Source organism: Hymenobacter segetis, assembly GCF_054776495.1.
This window is the reverse complement of sequence record NZ_BAAHBV010000002.1, coordinates 679152-699379: the sequence shown is the minus strand read 5'-3', so window position 1 is coordinate 699379 and position 20228 is coordinate 679152. Positions and strand designations below refer to the sequence as shown.

The window sequence follows — 20228 nt, the reverse complement described above, 5'->3', positions numbered from 1 at the left end:
CAATTCATAAAAAAGCCCGCTCCAAGTTTGGAGCGGGCTTTTTTGTGTGTTTGGTTAATGATGAATAATCTGCCGGACGTGGTGCTCCAGGTGCAGCACGTAGTCGGCAATGAGCCAGTGCAGGGTGACGGGGTTGGCGTTGAGCGTGAGGCACTCGTGGTCGAGCAGGGCCTCGGGCAAGCGGGCCAGCAGGTGCAGAATCTGCTGGTTGAGGCCGGTCCAGAGCGTGAGCAACTCGGCAGCCGAGCGGTGCTGATAGGTTCCGATGCGAACCCAGGCCTCCTGGTCGTAGGGCTGGAGGCGCAACGGGGGAGGGGCGAGCTGTGCCAGCACGAAGCGCCGGTAGTTATTCGTAGCCGAGTCGATGAGGTGTCCCAGAATTTCCTTGCGGCTCCAGCGGCCGGGGCCAGGCAATTCGACCAATTCAGCCTCCGAAAATGTGGGCCAGTGCTGGCCCAGCAAGGCCAGTTGCCGGGTCAGCTCAGACTGGCAGGTGGCCAAGTCCGGATTGGGGAAATCGGAGCGCAAATCAGGCATAGAATAGCGGATTGAACATACCTCCGGCCCGTGCCGGGTCAACTAATCAACGATAAAAGCCCTCGGTAGGATTGCGCGACTTAGAGGCGCAGCGACCAGCTGGCCCCCGTGAACGGCCCGTAGGTGTAGGGCGAAAACAGGCCCCGGCGGTACCACGGCTTGGGGTGCGGCAGCACCTGGAAGCCAGTGCCGTGGGCGGCCGGGTCGGTGGACTCGGGCTGTTCGACGCGAGTGCGGCCGTTGCGCACCGCAATTTTGGCGAAGGCATAGCCCAGCGCGATGCCCACCGGGTAGTCGCTGGCCCAGTGCACGCCGTTGTTGAGCATGGAGTAGCCCAGCAGGCCCATCAGGCCGTAGCCCACGGGACGGATGAAGTGGTATTCGGGGTAGTTTTCGGCGATGACCGTGACCGTGGCCATGGCCGTGGCCAGGTGGCCGGTGGGGAAGGCGTCGTAGTTCGGGACGAAGTTCTGGTAGGTGTTGTACGACGGGAACAGGTGCCACTCGCCGCGGTCCTTGGTGGCCACGTAGGGGCTTTGGCGGCCGGTGAGGCGCTTCATGGTTTGCACCACCAGGCCGGTGCTGAAAATGGCCTCGCCGAGCTGGCTGGAGGTGCGCAGGGCGCGGTTGTCTTTCTTGATGCCACCGTAAATCCAGAAGCTGCTGGCCACGGTGAGGTGCGTCCAGCCATCGCCGAGGAAGTAAAACGTGCTGTTGAGGTTATCGGGCACGTTGAACTCGAAGGGCAGGTTGGCCGAGCCTACACTGAACGGAATGTGAATCAGGGTTTTCTGGGTGCTGGCGGCTTTCAGGCCGATGAATTTGCCGAAATCCTGGCTCCAGTCGATGATTGCCTGGTCGGCCACCCACAGCGCCACCGAGCCCGCCGCCAGCTCAATCAGCGTCTCCTTATTCTCCTTGCGGAATGCGAAGCCGGGAAACTGGCCCAAATCGCGCGGAATGTGGTAGGCCCACTCGAAGGGCTTGGGCTTGTCGTAGTGCCAGGTCACGCCCGGGGCCACGGTATAGTCGGTGATGCGGCCTTTGGCGTCGCGCGGGTGGATGTGCGGCAGCGAGTCCATCGGCAGGGGCGTCAGGCGGGTCGGCTTGGGCTTCTGGGCTTCCACAGCCAGCGTGTCGGCGGGCAGGGTATTGGCAATGAGCGAGTCAGGGTTCTCGGCGCGCCGCTCCCGGGCCTGCGTAAGGCCGGTGGAAGTAGCAAGCAAGGGAACCAGAAGCGCAACAAACAGCCGCGAAGTGCGACGGGGATAAAGAGAAATCACGAAAAAAAAGTACCAGTAATATCAGCGGGCTGAGCCGGTTTTAGCGCCGGCCCGGCGGGTGGTATAGGATGAAAAAACGCGGGCCGGAGCCCAAATAGCAAGCTGCAAAGGTAACACCTACTTGATGTTGGATGAACCTGCGGGCCACAGCCGAGTGTGCAGACGCACAGCTCCGGGAAATGTTGTGCACGCCGCGTATCTTTCTGCGAGGCTGGTCGCGAAGGCCGGCAGAGCTAATGACGCTTATTATGCAACCTGCTGTTTTAGTGAATGATGGTGGCGAAGGCCAAGCTGCCGCTGCGAAGCCGGGCAACCAGTTTCAGGCGCAGTTCGATGCGCTGCGACTGCGCACGCCCGTCCTGCGCAGTGAAGGCGTGGCGGCCCGCCGCGCCCGCCTGCAAAAGCTCAGCAGCTGGCTGCACGCGCACCGCACCGACATTCAGCAAGCCCTTTACGCCGATTTCCGCAAGCCCGCGACCGAAACTGATTTAACTGAAATCTGGACCTCTTTGGTCGAACTCAAGCATACCAGCAGCCACCTCAAAAAGTGGATGGCCCCGCGCAAAGTGGGCGCGAGCCTGGCCCTGCTGGGCACCCGCTCCTGGGTGCAGGTGGAGCCCAAGGGCGTGGTGCTCATCATCGCGCCCTGGAACTACCCGTTTTACCTGGCCGTAGGGCCGTTGATTTCGGCCATCGCGGCCGGCAACGCCGTGGTCATCAAGCCCGCCGAGCAAACGCCCGCCACCTCCGCGCTGCTGCGCCAACTGTGCGAAGACCTGTTTCGGCCCGATGAAGTACTGCTGCTCGAAGGGGGCAAAGAAGTCGCCACTGAGCTGCTGAAGCTGCCTTGGGACCACATTTTCTTCACCGGCAGCCCGGCAGTGGGCAAGATTGTGATGCGCGCCGCTGCCGAGCATCTGTCAGGTATCACGCTAGAGTTGGGCGGCAAAAACCCCGCCGTGGTAGACGAAACTGCCGACCTGCGCGATGCCGCCGAGAAAATCGTGTGGGGTAAGTTCCTCAACAACGGCCAGACCTGCGTGGCCCCCGACTACCTGCTGGTGCAGGAAAGCGTGCAGCCCGCGCTGCTCACCGAACTCACGGCAGCCATCCAACGGGCCTATAATCCCGATGGCGCGGGTATCGAGCAGTCCGATTCGCTGGCCCGCATCGTGAACGCGCAGCACTTCGCCCGCCTCGCCGGCTTGTTGGAAGATGCCCAGACCAAAGGCGCTACCGTAGCCGCCGGCGGCACCGTGGACGAAACCCAGAACTACATCGAGCCCACCATTCTGACCAACGTGCCGGCCACGGCCCGCGTGCTGGAGGAGGAGATTTTCGGCCCGCTGCTGCCCGTACTCACCTTCAAAACCTTGAGCGAAACGACGGATTACATCAACGCCCGCCTCAAGCCGCTGGCGCAATACGTGTTCAGCACCAATGCCGAAAACCGCAGCTACTTGCTCAACAACGTTTCGGCCGGCGGCGCGGGCGTGAACGAAACCGTGCTGCACTTCGCCCACCCCGAGCTGCCCACCGGCGGCGTGGGCAACTCCGGCCTCGGCAAGGCCCACGGCCACGCGGGCTTCCTGGCGTTCAGCAACGAGAAGGGCGTGATGCGGCAGCGCGTGGGCTTCACCGGCATCAAGGCCATGTACCCGCCTTATACCGACCGTGTACAGAAGCTGGTGGCGCTGCTGGTGAAGTACTTGTAGCGGTTATCTGGCCGGTTATTGGCGGGTGCTTGGCCGCTGTCCAATTTACTCCGTTGCTACTTCTGGCGCTGTTGCATCTCAGCAGCCATTTTGCGCTGGTTGGCGATGAATTGCTTGAATTTGACGGGGCCGAGGGTTTGCTGAAGCTCGCGCTGGGAAGCGGCGTTGATGCGCTTTTGCTCGGCCAGCAGCTGAGGCGACTGGGGCGGGAATTTCTCCTTGGCGGCGTTGGCCTGGGCCACGGTATTGCTGAGGATGCTGCGGACCCGGCCGGTTTGCTCGGGGGTGAGCTGGAGGTCGGTGGCCATCACGTCGGCGAGGTCGCGGGCGGCGGTGGGCGGCGTGGGCGAATCGGCGGTGCGCACGGTCTCGACCACGGGCGCAGCCTTGTCGCGGTGATGAAAGATGGAGCAGCTGGCGGCGGTCAGGCTCAATGACAGCACCACGGCAAAACGAACTGGACGCATAAGAAGCGGGAATAGCAATATTCCAACCAGTACGGAAGAAAGGGCCGTAAGGTCCATTCAGCCGCAAAAATTCAGCGCCGAAATACCGTCAGAATCGTCATGCCATCAACCCGAATGTCGTGTACCGGCGTGCCAAACTGCGGCTCATACGGCCCCGGATGCCAGCGGTAAATTCCCAGAAAATACCGGGCCTGCGCATGGGGCACGAAGCGCAGCCTGGCCCGTTGCGCGGCCGGTAGCAGCAGCGAATTGTTGTGCAGGGTGATTTTCTGGGGCAGCGTGTCGCTGATGGCCACCGTGGCACTGTGGTCGTGGGCCAGCACCCAGGCCAGCCCGTCGCGGCCCGATACGCCCCAGTAGTCCCGCTCGAACAGGCGTTGCGCCACCGGCCCGGGCAGAAAGCTGAAGTAGCCGTACTGATATGGATGGTCGTGCACCTGCCGGAAAACCGTGTGCGCAATGCCCAAAGTCAGCATCCCACCCGCTAACCACCACATGCGCCGGGCCGCCGAGGCCGGGGGAGCCGCCTGCCAGGCCCGCACCCCCGCCCGCAGCCCCCGCACGGCCAGCAGCACGAAGGCCGGATAGATAAAATATACGTGCCGCCAGCCATCGTATACTACTGATTGAATGACTACTATCACCACCAGCGGCCCCAGTAGCCAGGCTCCGAACAGCAGGCCCTGGCGGTTGGTGGTGTGGCGCAGCCATGCCGTGGGCCGGGCCAGCAGCCCGCGCAGCACCGCCCAGGCCCCGCCCACGGCCAGTGCGGTGTAGGCCACCGGCGTGGTCACCAGCAGCCACACCGAGAGGTAGTGCCACGGCAGCCGCTGGCAGGATATCAGTTCGCCCAGATAAAACACCTTCATCGTCTGCCGGTATCGCCGGAAGCTGCCGAAACACGCCCAGAACCGCGCCACCGGCGCTTCCCACAAAAACGGCCAGAACAGCACAACCAGCGGGCCCAGCGCCGCCAAATACCACGCTCCGGCCCGCAGAAGGGCCGCCCGCCGGGCCGGCCGCGCCCACATTTCCAGCGCCCCAAAGGCGACGGTGAGGCCCGGCAACAGAATGCCCATCGTGCGAACATCGGTGGCCAGGGCGCAGACCAGCGCATGCAGTAGCGCCCCGCGCACCGTGGGCCGGTGCAGCAACCGTGTGAGCGTGAGGATGGCCAGCGCAAACAGGCTCAGGAACACAATGTCCTTGTAGTTATAAAACGCCTCGGCGAAGATGCGCGGCGAGAGCACCAACAGGGCCGCGCTCACCAAGCCCCAACGCCAGCTGGAAAACCGCGCCCGCCCCAGCCGGTACACAGCCCACACGCCGGCTACGAATACGCCGAAGGTGAGCAGGTGCCGCATCCAGCCGGCCCCGCGCGGGTCGTGGCGGAAGAAGGCAATTTCCAGCCCCGCCAGCAGCATCTGGAAGACCGGGCCGTGGTCGGCATCGCCGTGGGTGGCCAGCTCGTGGATGCCAGTGAAGTGGCCGGCGGCCAGCACCTGCGGGGCCAGCAGCTGCGCCATGTAGCGCAGACTCATGTAGCCCACCATACGGTCGGCGCGCTCGTCCCAGCCCATGCCGTAGTCGCGCACCAGCAGCGGGCCGAGCAACAATAAAATCCCGAAAAACAGGCCGGTTATTATCCGCCTGTTTTTATCGTTAATCTTCCCCATGAAGTGCCTAAAATCGACCTCAAAGGTAGCCTCCGGCGGGGTGCATCATGCCAGGGCCGCGGCTGGTGTTTCCACTGCGCGGCTGGCTTTCAGGCCCTGGGCCGTGAAGTGGGCCAGCGCCATGATTGTCAGCATAGGGTTCACGCCACTGCACGCGGGGAAGGCCGAGCCATCGGCTACGAAGAGGTTTTGCACCTCCACGGTTTCGCCGTTGAGCTTGAGCGGGTGCGTCGCCGCGTCGCCGCCCATGCGGCAGGTGCTCATCTGGTGGGCGCTGTAGAGGCCAAACTGGTTGGGTTTCCAGCTCAGATGCGGCAGCTTGTCGAGCACTTCGGGATTGAGTAAAACGCCGTTTTTAGCTTCTAAAGTTGGCAGGGTGCCGTGGGGCAGATATACTTTTTCGGCTCCGGCCGCGATGTGGATTTGCGCGGCGGCGCGCACGCCTTCCAGCATGTTGGCGCGGTCGAAATCTGAGAGGGTGTAGTCAATCAGCGGCGCACCGTTTTTGTCGATGCTGACGCGGCCACCGTCGCGGTCGCGGGTGAGGACGATGAACGAGCCGAGGTGGTCGGCATCGCGCAGTAGCTCGTGGTGTTGCTTGCCTGAGAGCCAGGGTAGCACCATGCTCAGCAGGCCGGGGTGGGTGGGCGGCGTTTCCAGCTTCGCGCCGAAATTGGTGCCGTGCAGCATGGTGTAGGTGTCGTTCACCACGCTCATGCTGGGGCCGTGCCAGGAGTTCATGGCCTGCGGGTAGCGTGCGCCCACCACCACCGTGGGGTGCAGGTGCAGGTGGCGGCCCAGGTGCGGGTGCTTCAGGCCGGAGCGCAGGAGCAACGCGGGCGTCTGGATGGCCCCACCTGCCACCACCACGCGCTTGGCCCGCACGGTGATATGGATGGCGCGGCCGTCGGCAGTGGTATGTACGGCTGCCGCGCCGGTAGCGCGGCCTTGGCTGATAGTTACGCGGTCGACTTTAGTATCGGCCAGAATGCGGGCTCCGTGCTCGAAGGCGGTGAGCAAATACGTATTCAGCGTGCCCTGCTTGATGCCGTAGGCATCGCCCAATGTGGTGTAGCCGAGGCTGCGAAAGTGGCTGTCCGAATCAGTTAGGCCCTTTTCGTTCCGCGGAATCAGCTTTACTTCCTGGCCCAGCTTGGTCGAGCCGTCCCAGAGGGCCTGGTTCTGGCCGTTGTGGCGGGTGTAGTTGGTGTTCACGCCGATGGTGCGGGCCACGGCGTTGAGGCTTTCCTTGAATTCGAGAGTGGTGAAGTGGGGCGCATTGTGCTCGCGGGCCCATTCCTGCAGCACATAATCGGGCGTGCGGAAGGCCCCGGCCCAGTTCACGGTGGTGCCTCCCCCCAGGCAGGAGCCGGCTAGGATGCCGATACTGCCATCTTGAGTTGAGAGGGTGCCTTTGGCGTCGTAGAGCTTGCCCAGCATGTCGACTTCGCGCTGGGTAAAGTCGCAGCCGTGGCAGTAAGGGCCTTTTTCGATGACCAATACATCATGGCCGGCCTCGGCCAGCTCGCCGGCTACCACGCCGCCGCCCGCGCCCGAGCCGATTACCAGCACGTCGCACTCATACACCGTATCCTGCGTAGGGTGCAGGGTGCGAATGGGTTTGGGCGAATCCACCGGCTTCTCATCGGGGCCGGGGTAGCCGAGGCGGCCCCAGGCGGCCGGCACCTCGCTCATGCTGCCGCCGTAGTACAGCAGCGTGCACAGCTTGCGCAGCGCGTTGAAACCCTTGCGCAGCTGGGGGACGTTGCTGGCGGCCCAGCTTTGCAGCAGCTGTTCGCGCTGGGCGGCATCCAGCTTGCGGAAGGGTTTCAGCGGGCCGAACCAGGTGAGGCCCAGTAGGGGCTTCTCCAGCAGGTCGAGTAGTTGACTGAATTCGTTCTGCGCGCCTTCCGGCTGTTCGCGAATGGCCTCTTGCAACTTGTCCAGGTTCAGGCCGGTGGAGCCGGCGGGGCTGCCATCGGGCAGGGCGGGAATGAAGGTGTCGGCCAGGGCCTGGAGGATGGCAGAGCGGGCGGGCGTAAGCGAAAACATGGGGCGGGAATTTTGGGTGGTAAAAGGTAAGGAAATTTCCGCGAAGTGTTAGGCGTGCCGAGTATTTTTTGGATTGAGCGGGCAGAAAAGCACGTCATGCCGACCTTTGCCTCCCCAATACACCCTCGCCACCCATGCCCCGCCTCATCCAAACGCCCGAAACCACGCACCGTATCTACTTTCAGGACTGCGACATGCTGGGCCACCTCAACAACGCGCGTTACCTCGACTATTTCCTCAACGCCCGCGAGGACCACACCACGGCACATTATTCCCTGAACATGGGCGAGCTGGCCCGTGAGCAAAATGCGGCCTGGGTCATCACCAAGCACCACATCAGCTACCTCAAGCCGGCCAAACAAAGCACGCAGGTCCGCATCCTGAGCCAGCTCATTCACTTCGATAATTCCAACCTCGTGCTCGAAATGCAGATGCGCAACGAGGACGGTACGCGCCTGCTGGCCCTGCTATGGTCGGAAATGACCTTCGTGGCCATGCCCGCCGGCACCCGCACCGACCACGCCAACGCCATGATGGACCTGCTCGAACAGCTCGACGTGGATAACGTGAACTACGACCCCGACGGCTTCGACGACCGCGTGAAAGAGGTGCGCCAGCAACTGAAGAAGCAGCGGCGGAACGCGGGGAGCGACGAGTAGGGGAGAAGGACTTGTAATCAAGCCAAAAGGCCGTCATGTTGAGCACTGCGCTCAACATGACGGCCTTTTTAGCTCAACTTACTACCCAAACGCGCTAAAAGGCGACCTGGTATTGCAGCACGTACTCGCCGCGCCGGCTGGTGGCGGTGATGTCGCCGTTGGGTTGGGTGGTGAAGATGGGTCGGTTTTGATAGTTGACCGACAGCTTGCTGAGGTTGCCGAGGATGAGCCAGTTGATGCCCACGTTCCAGACCATCATCGGGTCGGCGAGGCGGTCGTAGTTCGACCACTGGCCCTGGGCGTAGGGCTGGAGCGTGCCGAGCCCGCCGAGCAGGTTGCGCCGGAGCAGATAGCCGGCCTGGGCATACAAAATGTTGCCCGTGCCTAGGAGCGGAACATTATTGCCGGCCCCGTTGAAGGAGCCCTGGCCGGCTTTCACGCCGTTGGCCGGGTTCATGGGTCCAACATTGCGGATGTAGCCGGGGCCGAAATCGTAGTGGTAATAGCCACCGTAGGCCGTGAGTGCCGTGCCGGTGGCTTGGTTGAGCGGCGTGTCATAAAATACATCCACCGCCCACAGGTTCATGGCTTGGGTAATGGTGTCGCCGGCCGCGCTGCGGTGCCACATGGCCCGGCCCTGGTGCACTAGGCCGGCCCCGATGTTGAAAATGCGCTTCCGGCCCAGGTACGAGCCCACGTTGCCGGCCCCGGCGTTGCTTTCCGAATCCAGAAACTGGTACATCAGGTAGCTGTGGACCACCGCGCGCGGGTTGCGCGTCGAATAAGTGGAGTTGCGCGAAATGGGCTCGGGCACGGCGGTGGCCGTTTGCGTCGTGAAGGGTTGGCCCACGGCCAGCCGGTAGTCCAGCTTGCCCAGCTTGCCCTTGGCGTAGCCGCCCATCCGGCGCAGAAACTGGTCGTTCACGTCGTTGGTGGCTTCCTGAAAAATGGGCAGGTCCAGGCCCAGAATCGAGGCCGTGGACGAGTTGGCAAACCGCGAAGGCCCGTTCCAGCCGTTGAGGCCCACGCCCAGGCTCAGGTGCTTTTTGATGAGGGCGTAGTCGGCCGTGGCATCGTGAAAAAACGCGCCCGTTTTGCGAGGCGACAGATACGAGAAGTTGTTCTGGCCGAATTGCAGAAAAACGTACAGCCGCGGCGTCAGCTGCCCGCTCAGCACGAGGCGCAGCCGCCGGATGCCCATGTCAACGGTTTGGGACTCCAACTCTCCGTTCACCGTGGTGCCCGGGTTGCTCTCGTTCAGCCGCACCCAGGTTTGGGCCAGGAAGTTGAGCTTGAGGTACGTGACGCTGTCGGGCGAGAGGTAGGTTTTGAGGCCGTCCCGGATGCCCGGCGGCACGGTTGGCGGGGGGAGCGTGGGCGCAATCTGGGCAAAGGAGGGGCTGGCCCCACAAAGGAGGGCAGCAAGAAGAGCAGTTTTTGTGCGAACGGCTACTGAGCTACGCGTTAAAAGTGAAAGCATTAATTATTAAAAATGACACAGCCAAAACGTGGCTGGTAACGCTGTTTTTGCAATGAAAAAAGACTCGTTCCGGCCGGCGGGCCGGGCCGGGGAATAGCTTAGCGCAGCAGCGCGTGAATGGCGAAGTAGAAGCCCGCGCTCAGCAGCGCCGCCACCGGCAGCGTGAGCAGCCACGACAAGCCGATTTTGGCGATTTCCTTGGAGTTGGCCGTGCCGTTCACTAGGCCGATGCCGTAGATGCTGCCTACCGAAACGTGGGTGGTGGACACCGGCAGGCCCAGCTTGCTGGCGAAAATGACGAGCAGGCTGGTCACCATATTGGCCGTGAATCCCTGGCCGTGGTTGAGCTTGGAAATCTTCTTGCTCATGGTGTCAGCCACTTTTTTGGCGTTGAGCCAGCCGCCGATGGCCATGGCCACGGCCAGAATCACCACGTTGACGGGCATGGCGAAAAACTTGCACACCAGCAGCAGGCCCAGCAGTTTGGGCGTGTCGTTGAGGCCGCGGGCGAAGCTCATGGAAGCGGCGCTCAGGTAGTGCAGGTTGTTGATGAGGGGCTGAAAATTGAGGCCGATAAAGGTGCCCTGATACAGGTTCTGGCATTCGGCCGTGGTGCCCACGTTGGCCTGAATGGTGGGCAGCGCCGCAAAGGCGCTGGTGGGCGCGGCGGCCACCGGCACCCAGACGTCGCCCACGCACACGCAGGATTCTTCGGTGATACCCGCTGCTTTTCGGCCTCTGTGAAACAGCACGTACACCAGGCTGCCCACGCCCACGGCCAGAATCGGCCCGAGAATGAGCGGCAGGAAGAAGGTGGTGCCCAGCTTGGCAAAGTTCACGGCCGTGCCCACTGCCACCAGCCCGGCGCCCACCAGCGCGCCCACCAGCCCGTGGGTGGTCGAAATGGGAAAGCCCAGCCGCGTGGCCAGCAGCACCGTGACGCCAGCCGCCAGCGCCACCGCCAGAATAAAATCGACCGACTGAATAATGTCATCCGGCACCAGGCCCTTGCCGGAGAAATTCTTAATAAGCTCCTCAGCAAAGAAATAGGAGCAGATGGAGCCCGCAAACGTGGCCACCGTAGCCAGAATCAGGGCCGGGCGGTAGGCCAGCGTGCCGCTGCCCCAAAGCGTGGCCACGCCTTTGAAGTTGTCGTTGGCCCCGTTGGAATACGTGAGCAGCAGCACGGCCAGAAAGAGGAGAATTAGCAGCATAGAGCCAGGGTTGGATGTTTGCAAAAAGCCCCACGTTGACCAACAACGTGGGGCTTTGGAGCACAACTTACGGCGGGAGTCTAGCTATTGGTTCTCCAATGTTACCAAAATGTTAAGAAATTGTTACGCGCTGGGCGGTGGTAGTGCGCGTGCGAAATGGCTGGCTATTGTTGCGCCCAAGTGTTGTCTTTCTCGTTGGCATCCATGAAAATGCCGCCGTCCAGCTTCACCGATTTCACGGCTTTGGGCACCGTAATCACCGCTTGCTTCTGGTTGGCTTGCCACACGGCGGGTGACTGATGCAGCGTCTCTTTGGTGCCGTCGGCGTACTCTACGGCTACATCAAACGGCACGGCGAAACCGCCGATATTCTGCACGGTGACGGTGCTGCCGCTGGCCGTCACGGCCAGGTCGATGTAGTTATTCGTGAAAAACCAGTTGTTGAAAAACCAATTCAAATCCTGGCCGCTGGCGCTGCTCATCGAGTTGAAGTAGTCCCACGGAATGGGGTGTTTGCCGTGCCAGCGGTCCATGTACTCGTGCAGGCTTTTCTTGAAGAGGGCATCGCCGAGCATGTCTTTCAGGGCCAAATAGCTCAGCGAGGGCTTGCCGTAGGCGTTGTTGCCGTAGCCGGCGCGCAGCTCGCTGCTGGGCGTGATGATGGGCAGGTCCTCGGCCGTGGCACGGTCGTTAATCCAGCGGTTCACGCGGAACATCTTGTAGAGCTTGTCGGCTTCGGCCACGCCGTTTTCGGTGCGGCCGATGAGCAGTTCGAACGTGGTGGCCCAGCCCTCGTCCATGTAGGCGTAGCGGCTTTCGTTGATGCCCATGTAGAAGGGGAAGTAGGTATGCGCGATTTCGTGGTCCTGCACGAACTGCGCAAACTTGGGGTCTTTCTGCGGGCTGTCGTTCACCATCATCGGGTATTCCATGTCAGCAAAGCCCTGGAAGGCCGTCATTTTGGGGAAGGGGTAAGCCACGCCGGGCCAGTTATTGGGGTTCGAGAACCAGCCCAGCGCGTACTGCGCGTTCTTCACCGACTGCCGGAAATCCACCGTCGAATCGGCGTAAGCGGCCTGCACGCTGGCGCGGCGCTTGGCCTTGGCATCCACAATCACGCTGGCAGCGTCCCACACGTAATGGTCGCTCAGGCCGAAGGTGACGTCGGAAATGTCTTTCGCGGTCCAGACCCAGGTATTCATCGGCTGCTGGGCGGTGATGTTTTTCTTGGCCAAATCGGCGGCGGTGGCAATGTGCAGCACCGCGTCGCTGGTCATCGACTTAGCCAAGAGCTTGGCGGCTGCCGGTTGCAGCACCTGTTTGGGGTTTTGCAGCGTGCCGGTGGCCCACACAATGTAGTTGGCCGGGGCCTGCACGCGCAGGGTGTAGTCGTTGAAATCGTTGTAGAACTCCTTGCTGTCCACGAAGGGCAGGCGGTCCCAGCCGTTGTAGTCGTCGTACACCGCGATGCGCGGGTAGAAGTAGGCCAAGAAGTAAGTGGTGGGGTCAATCATGCCCTCACGGCCGCTTTCCACCGATATGGGGAAGTGCCAGGCCACGGCAAATTTCACCGAATCGTGCGGGGCCAGCGGGCGGGGCAGGCGCACGCCCGGCGCGGTGCCCAGGTTCTGGGGCAAGGCTTTGAGCTGGCCCGCCACCCGGAAAGTGTCAATCACCACGCCGCTGGTGAGGTAGTCGGGCGAGGCATCGCCGTCGCGGGAGGCCCCGGGCTTGTGGATGTTCTGGATGATGCGCAGCACCACCTGCTTCAGCGTATCGGGGCTGTTGTTGAAGTAGGTGATGGTTTCGCGGCCCCGGATGTCGCGGGCGGGCGGCGCGGCCTGCACGGTGATGTCGTAGCGGGCGCGGTTCTGCCAGTACTTGGGACCGGGGCGGCCGTCGGGGCTGCGGGTGCCTTTGGCGAAGGCGGCCTTAATGTCGCGGGGCTGGTACAGGGACTGCGCGGTGGCAGTATCGGCCAGGCCGGCGAAGAGGAGGAGGGTAAGAAGAGTTCGAATCATAGTTGGGACAGACGGGAATAGGGGATGAGCGTTGCAAAGATGTCACACAGGTTTTCGCTGGTGCGGCCCCGTCGATGCAAAGCCCCCGTTCAGCGGCAGAACCTCCGGCCACATCTTTTGCCGGGATAAAGCCCACCCTTTGGCGCGTACTTTTCAGGTCTAAAGCTCCTGTATGCCCGTTCCAAATTCCTCATCGGCTTTCCCAAAGTCGATAAAAACCTGCCTCCTCCCGCTGCTGCTGTGGCTGCTGGCGCTGGCCCCGGCCCACGCCCAAAGCACCGTCGTGAAAGAAGACAGCATGGCCGTGGACACCACCGTGGCCCACGACGATTCCTACCGCCTCGAAGTAGGCTATACCACGCTCAGCAGCATTTCGGGACAGGTGCGGCAGGTGTTCGATACCCGCCCGCTGGCCGAAGAGCTGCCCGATATCGTCGAAAACCTCAAGGCCATCCAGTACACCCTCAAGCAGAAGGGCGAAGTGGTCGACATCAAGCAGCTACAAATGTGCCAGCTCATGCTCGTTACCCTCCAGGAGCAGCTGGCCGACTGGCGCACCGAGCTGGCCCAGGCGCACACGCAGCTGGCCGCCATGCAGGCCCGCCTCAAAACCATTGCCCCGCCGCCCCCGCGCATTGCCAATGCCGATGCCACCACCCTGGCCCTGGAACGCTCCGATTCGGCCCTGCTGGCCCGGCAGCAGCGCATCGGCGGGCTGCTGGCCAAGCGGTTTCTCAAGGTGAAGCAGCTGCAAACGCAGGTGGCCGCCAGCTACATCCAGGGCATGGAACTGCAGGACGAGGTGGGCGACCAGCTGCGCCGCTACAGCCGCACCAGCACCAAGCTGAGCTACCCGCCGCTCTGGGAAGCCGAGTCCACGCCCGCCCCGCCCGCCGACCCCAAGGCCCGCAAAGCCGGCCAGTACCGCCGCGAAATCATCAACTACTACTTCGCCAACAACTGGGACAACTGGGCCTACATGGCCCTCATCGGGCTGGTGTTCTACGGTTGGGTGTCCTTCAACTACCGCCGGGTGCGCCGGCAGGATTTAGTCCTCACCGAGCCCTTCCACTACCTGCGGCCCGGCCCCATCGCGGCCACGCTGGTGGTCATGTTCAGCCTAGCCCCGGCCCTGGAGCTGCACCCGCCGCCCGTGTACCTGGCGGTGCTGCAATTGTTGCTCCTGGTGGCCCTCACGGCGGTATTTGCGCGGAGCTGGCCGCGCCGGCTGTTTCTGTACTGGCTGGGGATGGTGGCGTTTTTCGTGTGGCTATCCATCACCAATGCCAACGCCACCACCGGCCTGGGCGCGCGCTGGGGCCTGCTGGGGCTCAATGCGCTGGCCGTGGCCGTGGGCGCCCTGCTGCTCTGGAAGCTGCGCGACACCCTGGCCCAGATGCGCTTCCTCATCCCCATCTCCTGGCTGTTCATCGGGCTCAATGGCCTCGCCATCATCTGCAACGTGGTGGGGCGGCTCAGTTTGGCCAAGATGTTCAGCACGGCGGCCATTTTCGGGCTCACGCAGGGCATCGGGCTGGGCGTGTTCATTGAGCTGTTCACCGAAGCCTTCCACCTCCAGATTCTGTGCAGCCGGGGCAGCGAGGGCGGCACCGCCGCCTTCGACTACGACAAAATCGAGCCCCAGCTCATGCGCCTGCTCACGGTGCTTTCCGGTGTGCTCTGGCTGATGGTCTTCACCTCCAACCTCAACGTGTACAACGCCGTCTACGGCTTTTTCGACCAGGCCCTCACGGCCCCGCACACCCTCGGCAGCACCGTTTTCACCTTCGGCAACATCCTGCTGTTCTTCCTCATTCTCTACGTTTCGGCCCTGCTGCAACGGTATATCGGCTACTTTTTCGGCGAGGTGGGCGACGATAATTCCGATGCCCGCAAGCGCGGCTCCTGGCTGGTGGCGCTGCGGCTGCTGCTCGTGCTGGTGGGCTTCGCGCTGGCCACCGCCGCCACCGGCCTGCCGCTCAGCAAAATTGCCATCGTGTTCGGCGCGCTCAGCGTGGGCATCGGCCTGGGCCTGCAAAGCATCGTCAACAACCTCGTATCCGGCATTATCCTGATTTTCGAGCGCCCGTTTCACGTCGGCGATTTCATTGAAGTGGCCGGCAAATCGGGCCGCGTGCAGGACATCGGCATTCGGTCCAGCAAGCTCACGTCCGTCACCGGCTCCGAAATCATCGTGCCCAACGGCGACCTGCTCTCCAACCACGTCATCAACTGGACGCGCACCAACGACCACATCCGCGTCGACCTGATACTGAAGATGACCCCCGGCACCGACGACCTCCAAACCACCCTCCAAAAAGCCCGCGAGCTCATCCAGGAAGAAATCAAAACCAGCCCCTACACCATGCACAACCTGCCCCCCGAAATCCTGCTCAGCAGCATCAACGGCCAGGTTTACGAATTGAAAGTCCTGTTCTGGATTACCAACATCCGCCAGGAGCAGCTCACCAAAAGCGAGATTCTATCCGGCATCTACCGGCGCTTCACGGCCGAGGGCTTGCAGCTAGGGTAGGGTGCGGGGCTTGCCCCCGCCCGGTCGTCTGTACCGTTTCAACGATTCCGTTCAACGACGGGCGGGGGCAAGCCCCGCACCCTACCGCACCGCCAGCGCCACGCGCACCGGGTAGGCCCCGCCGCTCAGCACTACCAGCAGCTGCCCGGCCGGCCCCAGCTCGCCGGCCAGCACATCAAGCCGGCGCTCACCGGCGGCCAATAGCACGCCCCCCACCAGCGGCTCATCCGGGGCCGAAACCCGGTACACCGTCGCCGTTTGGCCCTTTTTGGGGGCGGGCAGGCGCAGGCGCAGTGGGGTATCGGGCAGCAGCGCGGTGGCAAAGGCCACGGCCTTGGAGCCGCCCGCCGGGGCCGTGATGGCGTGGCGCTCCGGGGGCGTGGCGGCCGGGCCGCTGAGGCGGAACAGGGCCACCGTGGCCCGCTCGGTGAAGCAGATTTTGGCCGCCGCGCTGGCGGCCTGCCCGTAGGCGTAGGCCGCATTTTGGGCCGCCACGTAGCGGGCGCGGTCCTCGGCATTGGTGCCTTTTTGGATGGCCTTGGCCGAGGCCGCCGCCGGCAGCGCCGTGGCCAGCGCCCCCAGCTCGGCCAGCAGCGCGGCCGAAAAGCCCTTGGCGGCCAGCGCCGCCGCGTCGCGGGTGGCCGCCGCCAGGGCCATTTGCAGCAGCCCGCTCATCTTATCGGTCTGCTTGCGGGCGGCTAGGTAGCCGCGCCGGCCATACTGGTCGAGGTGGCCCCCATTGTCCGGAAAGGCCTGCCCCACGAAATAAAACAGCCGCTGGAGGGCCTGCCGGGCCTGGTCCATGGTGGCGCTGAGCCCGGCGGTGAGCTCCATGAGCGCGCCGGTGCGCTCGGTGTGGCCGGTGGCTGCTTCGGCCGCCTCCACGGCCGCCAGCCACCGCCCCCCAAAGCCCGCGTCAAACTCCGGGTTGAAGGCCCGAAACGCCGCTTCGTGATTGAGGTAGTGCGCGTGCATGGTGCGCTGGTCCTGGTGCATCGTCGCATCGGCCACGATGTAGCCGCGCCGTGCCGCGTTGTCTGAAACCGCCATCGAAAAGAGAAAAGAAGGAAGGATGATGGCTAAAGTAAGTCGTTTATTATCAATAATTAATACTTATTTAGTTTCATCCAGTTAATAGTTGATAAATTTTATTTTCTAGTTAGCTGATTCCAATCAATAGCTATTGATTTTTATTACATAGTTGTTGTTTTCCATCAATGGAAAATAGCAACTATGTAATTACTTTTCTTAACTAAGTATTAAATTCTACTAACTATTGGATTTATATAAACAGCTATTAATTAATCTAAAGCAACTTTATTATTGAATGTATAAACTATAAACATTCTAAAATCAACAGGTGTAGGGGCGGGGCTTGCCCCCGCCCGGACGCTCGCATCGTTCCAACAATTCCGTTCAACGTCCGGGCGGGGGCAAGCCCCGCACCCTACATGGCTCCCCTCTCCTTTGCGGGCAGGGGCAAGCCCTGCCCCTACAGCTGTCACCTCCCCCCACTCAGCACAGTACAGGAGGGTTGCGGCCCGAAAAACCCGGTGCTTGCGCCCATGCTACACCGCGCCGCTTTCCTGCTCCTGCTGTTGCTCAGCTGCTTCCGAAACGTTGCCGCCGCCCCGCCCGCCGGCGGCTTCAACGTCCGGGATTTTGGGGCGAAGGGCGACAGCGCCACCATCGACAGCGACGCCATCAACCGGGCCATTGGGGCGGCGGCGAAGGCGGGTGGCGGCACGGTGTATTTCCCGGCGGGCACCTACCGCAGCTACTCCATTCGGCTGCAAAGCCATATTTCCTTATATCTCGACCAGGGCACCGTACTGCTGGCGGCCGCGCCCGTGGGCGCTGTCGGCTACGATGCGCCGGAGCCGGCGGCCAACGACAAGTTTCAGGATTTCGGGCACAGCCACTGGCACAATAGCCTCATTTGGGGCGAAAATCTGGTGGACATTTCCATCCTCGGGCCGGGCACTATTTATGGGCTGGGCCTCACGCGGGAGGGGCCGCACCAGGCCCCCGTGGGCAACAAGGCCATTGCCCTGAAGCTGTGCCGCAACGTGCTGCTGAAGGATTTTACGGTGCGGCAGGGCGGGCATTTTGCGCTGCTGGCGACGGGGGTGGATAATCTTACCATCGATAACCTGAAGCTCGACACCAACCGCGACGGCCTCGATATCGACGGCTGTCAGAACGTGCGGGTGAGCAATTGCACCGTCAATTCGCCCTGGGACGACGGCATTTGCTTGAAAAGCTCCTTCGCCCTCGGCTACGCCCGCCTCACCGAAAACGTGACCATCAGCAACTGCCAGGTGAGCGGTTTCGACCGGGGGAGCCTGCTCAACGGCACCTACCGGCGCAACGAAGCCGCCCTCGTGCCCGACCACGAAGGCCCCACCGGCCGCATCAAGTTCGGCACCGAATCGAACGGCGGGTTTCGGAACATTGCCATCAGCAACTGCGTGTTCACCTACTGCCGCGGCCTGGCCCTGGAAACCGTGGACGGCGGCCTGCTCGAAGACGTGACCATCACCAATATCACGATGCGCGATGTGGTGAACTCGCCCATTTTCCTGCGGCTGGGCAGCCGGCTGCGCGGGCCAGCCGGCACGGTTACGGGGGCGTTGCGCCGCATCAACATCAGCAATATCACGGTCTATAATGCCGATTCGCGGTTTGCCACGCTCATCAGCGGCGTGCCCGGCCACCCCATCGAGGATGTGCGGCTGAGCAACATCAGCATCTGGTACCGGCCGCTGGACGCGGCTTCGATTGCTGCCATCCAAGACTTGCCGGAGGATGAGAAAGGCTACCCCGAGCCCCAGAAGCTGGGCGTGGGCCCGGCCTACGGCTTCTACATCCGCCACGCCCGAAACATCGAGCTGCACGACGTGAACATTCACCTGCTGGGGGCCGAAACCCGCCCCGCGCTGATGCTGACGGACGTGGACGGGGCCCGCCTGCGCAACGTCTCGGCCGATAAGGCCGGGTTGGTGCTGAAGGGCGTGCGCGGGCTGGTTATTAGTGACAGTGAGCCGCTGAAAAAATCCACCAGAACGAGGTAGGGGCGGGGCTTGCCCCCGCCCGCCGTTCGCGCCAAATACCAATTCCCCCGCGCCGTCACAACGATTCCGTTCAACGACGGGCGGGGGCAAGCCTTTCAGGTACGACCCCGCACCCTACTTATGAAACACACTTTAATTCTCGCCATCCTCCTCCTCGCCACCACCGCCCACGCCCAAATCGGTCGCCGCTTCCCTTCCGAAAAGAAGGTCATCAAAGACCCCGTAACCGGCACGCCGCTCACCTTCCTCACCAGCACGCCGGCCGGCGATTCCAAAATCTACCAAACCCACAACCAGTGGACTTCTGACCTGCAATGGCTCATCTTCCGCTCCGGCCGGGCGAAAAACGAGGCGATGGCGGTGAATGAGAAAACCGGCGAAATCGTGCAGGTGAGCGAGGGTGGCTACACCGGCATGCTCAACGTGGCCCGCCACGCCATGAAACTCTATTTCATGCGCAACCCCAACGGCGCGGACGACGGCGGCAAAGAGCCTGCCGCCCTGCAAATCGTGGAAGTGGACCTTGCCAAAGTCTTCGCCGATAGCAAGGCCGGCCACATGCAGCCCGCCAGCGCCTACCAACGCATCTGCGGCACCACGCCGCCCGAGCTAAAAGCCGGCGGCGACATGGCCCTCGACGGCGATGAAAACTGGGCCTACTTCCGCGTGGGCAAGGAGGAAGCCGCCCGCCACCTGGCCCCCGGCACCAAGCTGGAAACCGAGTTTGGCCCGCGCCACATGGGCGCGGGCCCGGCCGGCATCGCGGCCATGAACGTGCATACCGGGGCCATCAAATACGTGGTGTCGGTACCGTTCCAGATTGGGCACATCCAGACCAACCCCTGGGTGCCGGGCGAAATCGTATTCTGCTGGGAAACGGGCGGCAAGTCGCCCCAGCGCACCTGGACGGTGCAGGCCGACGGCAGCGGCCTGCGCCCCCTCTATCCTGAGGCAGAATATGAGTGGGTGACGCACGAGGCCGTGATTACGAAGGACGAAACGGCCTTTGCCATCATGGGCCACCGCCCCATTCCGGCCGTGGCCAAAGACGTGGCCCCCGGCACGCCCGTAGCCGGGGCCAATCCCGGTCAGGAGGCCGCTTGGGGCCCATCCGGCACCCGCGAAAAGCCCACCGGCCTGGCCATCGTGAACCACCGCACCCGCGAAATGACCATCGTGGGCCAGACGCCCAGCGGCAGCGGCCTCTGGCACGTCAGCGGCTCACCGGACGGCCGCTGGGCGGTGGGCGACGACTTCGCCCGCAATATTTATTTGATAGACCGGCATACCCGCGAAATGCTGCTGCTCTCCACCGGCCACAAAACCACCGCCGCCGACCACCCGCACCCCACCATGAGCCCCGATGGGACGCGGGTTGAGATTCAATCGGCCATGCTTTCGGCTGATGGGCGGAGCATGAATATTTGTGTGATTCCGGTGCCCGAGGCGTGGCTGAAGCGGAAATATTAGAACCGTAGCGCGGACTCGCAGAGTCCACGCTACAAGCCAGTCAACCA

14 protein-coding genes are annotated in these 20228 nt (G+C 62.8%); 5 read left to right on the top strand and 9 right to left on the bottom strand.

Features of this window, described 5'->3' with window-relative positions; translation table 11 throughout:
- Positions 1 to 54 precede the first annotated feature (54 nt).
- The gene (locus tag ACYU70_RS13430; RefSeq protein ID WP_342298089.1) at positions 55 to 537 is read right to left on the bottom strand and encodes a DinB family protein; all 483 of its coding nucleotides are present in this window, start codon (positions 535 to 537) and stop codon (positions 55 to 57) included.
- Between the two features lie 80 nt (positions 538 to 617).
- Positions 618 to 1763 (bottom strand): phosphatase PAP2 family protein, encoded by a 1146-nt coding sequence (locus tag ACYU70_RS13425; protein ID WP_342298087.1) that lies wholly within the window; start codon positions 1761 to 1763, stop codon positions 618 to 620.
- A 305-nt stretch (positions 1764 to 2068) separates the two neighbouring features.
- Between ACYU70_RS13425 and ACYU70_RS13420 the strand changes: the two genes are divergently transcribed.
- Positions 2069 to 3535 carry an aldehyde dehydrogenase family protein gene (locus tag ACYU70_RS13420; RefSeq protein ID WP_342298085.1) on the top strand — a complete coding sequence of 489 codons (1467 nt, stop codon included), beginning with the start codon at positions 2069 to 2071 and terminating at the stop codon, positions 3533 to 3535.
- A gap of 56 nt (positions 3536 to 3591) precedes the next feature.
- On the opposite strand, the gene ACYU70_RS13415 is transcribed toward ACYU70_RS13420, so the two are convergent.
- From ACYU70_RS13415 to ACYU70_RS13405, 3 genes are all read right to left on the bottom strand, one after another.
- Positions 3592 to 4002 (bottom strand): hypothetical protein, encoded by a 411-nt coding sequence (locus tag ACYU70_RS13415; RefSeq protein WP_342298083.1) that lies wholly within the window; start codon positions 4000 to 4002, stop codon positions 3592 to 3594.
- A 71-nt stretch (positions 4003 to 4073) separates the two neighbouring features.
- Positions 4074 to 5678 (bottom strand): hypothetical protein, encoded by a 1605-nt coding sequence (locus ACYU70_RS13410; RefSeq protein ID WP_460616020.1) that lies wholly within the window; start codon positions 5676 to 5678, stop codon positions 4074 to 4076.
- Between the two features lie 45 nt (positions 5679 to 5723).
- Positions 5724 to 7730 carry an FAD-dependent oxidoreductase gene (locus ACYU70_RS13405; protein WP_342298081.1) on the bottom strand — a complete coding sequence of 669 codons (2007 nt, stop codon included), beginning with the start codon at positions 7728 to 7730 and terminating at the stop codon, positions 5724 to 5726.
- A gap of 134 nt (positions 7731 to 7864) precedes the next feature.
- On the opposite strand from ACYU70_RS13405, the gene ACYU70_RS13400 reads away from it, so the two are divergent.
- The gene (locus ACYU70_RS13400; protein ID WP_342298080.1) at positions 7865 to 8389 is read left to right on the top strand and encodes an acyl-CoA thioesterase; all 525 of its coding nucleotides are present in this window, start codon (positions 7865 to 7867) and stop codon (positions 8387 to 8389) included.
- A 94-nt stretch (positions 8390 to 8483) separates the two neighbouring features.
- Here ACYU70_RS13400 and ACYU70_RS13395 read toward each other — a convergent pair whose 3' ends face one another.
- The 3 genes from ACYU70_RS13395 to ACYU70_RS13385 all read right to left on the bottom strand — a co-directional run bounded on the left by ACYU70_RS13395 (position 8484) and on the right by ACYU70_RS13385 (position 13104).
- Positions 8484 to 9746, bottom strand: a complete 1263-nt coding sequence (locus tag ACYU70_RS13395) for a hypothetical protein (protein ID WP_342298078.1) — start codon at positions 9744 to 9746, stop codon at positions 8484 to 8486.
- Between the two features lie 221 nt (positions 9747 to 9967).
- Positions 9968 to 11083: an inorganic phosphate transporter gene (locus tag ACYU70_RS13390; protein WP_342298076.1), complete on the bottom strand. Its 1116-nt coding sequence runs from the start codon at positions 11081 to 11083 to the stop codon at positions 9968 to 9970.
- Between the two features lie 164 nt (positions 11084 to 11247).
- A complete protein-coding gene (locus tag ACYU70_RS13385) occupies positions 11248 to 13104 on the bottom strand; it encodes a M1 family metallopeptidase (protein WP_342298075.1) in 1857 nt (618 codons plus the stop codon).
- Between the two features lie 172 nt (positions 13105 to 13276).
- On the opposite strand from ACYU70_RS13385, the gene ACYU70_RS13380 reads away from it, so the two are divergent.
- On the top strand, positions 13277 to 15637 hold the full coding sequence (locus tag ACYU70_RS13380; RefSeq protein WP_342298073.1) for a mechanosensitive ion channel domain-containing protein: 2361 nt from the start codon (positions 13277 to 13279) through the stop codon (positions 15635 to 15637).
- An 81-nt stretch (positions 15638 to 15718) separates the two neighbouring features.
- On the opposite strand, the gene ACYU70_RS13375 is transcribed toward ACYU70_RS13380, so the two are convergent.
- Positions 15719 to 16687: a hypothetical protein gene (locus tag ACYU70_RS13375; RefSeq protein ID WP_342298071.1), complete on the bottom strand. Its 969-nt coding sequence runs from the start codon at positions 16685 to 16687 to the stop codon at positions 15719 to 15721.
- 515 nt (positions 16688 to 17202) lie between these two features.
- On the opposite strand from ACYU70_RS13375, the gene ACYU70_RS13370 reads away from it, so the two are divergent.
- Both ACYU70_RS13370 and ACYU70_RS13365 read left to right on the top strand, forming a co-directional pair.
- Positions 17203 to 18711 (top strand): rhamnogalacturonidase, encoded by a 1509-nt coding sequence (locus tag ACYU70_RS13370; protein ID WP_342298069.1) that lies wholly within the window; start codon positions 17203 to 17205, stop codon positions 18709 to 18711.
- A 120-nt stretch (positions 18712 to 18831) separates the two neighbouring features.
- Positions 18832 to 20181 (top strand): TolB-like translocation protein, encoded by a 1350-nt coding sequence (locus ACYU70_RS13365; RefSeq protein ID WP_342298067.1) that lies wholly within the window; start codon positions 18832 to 18834, stop codon positions 20179 to 20181.
- Positions 20182 to 20228 lie beyond the last annotated feature (47 nt).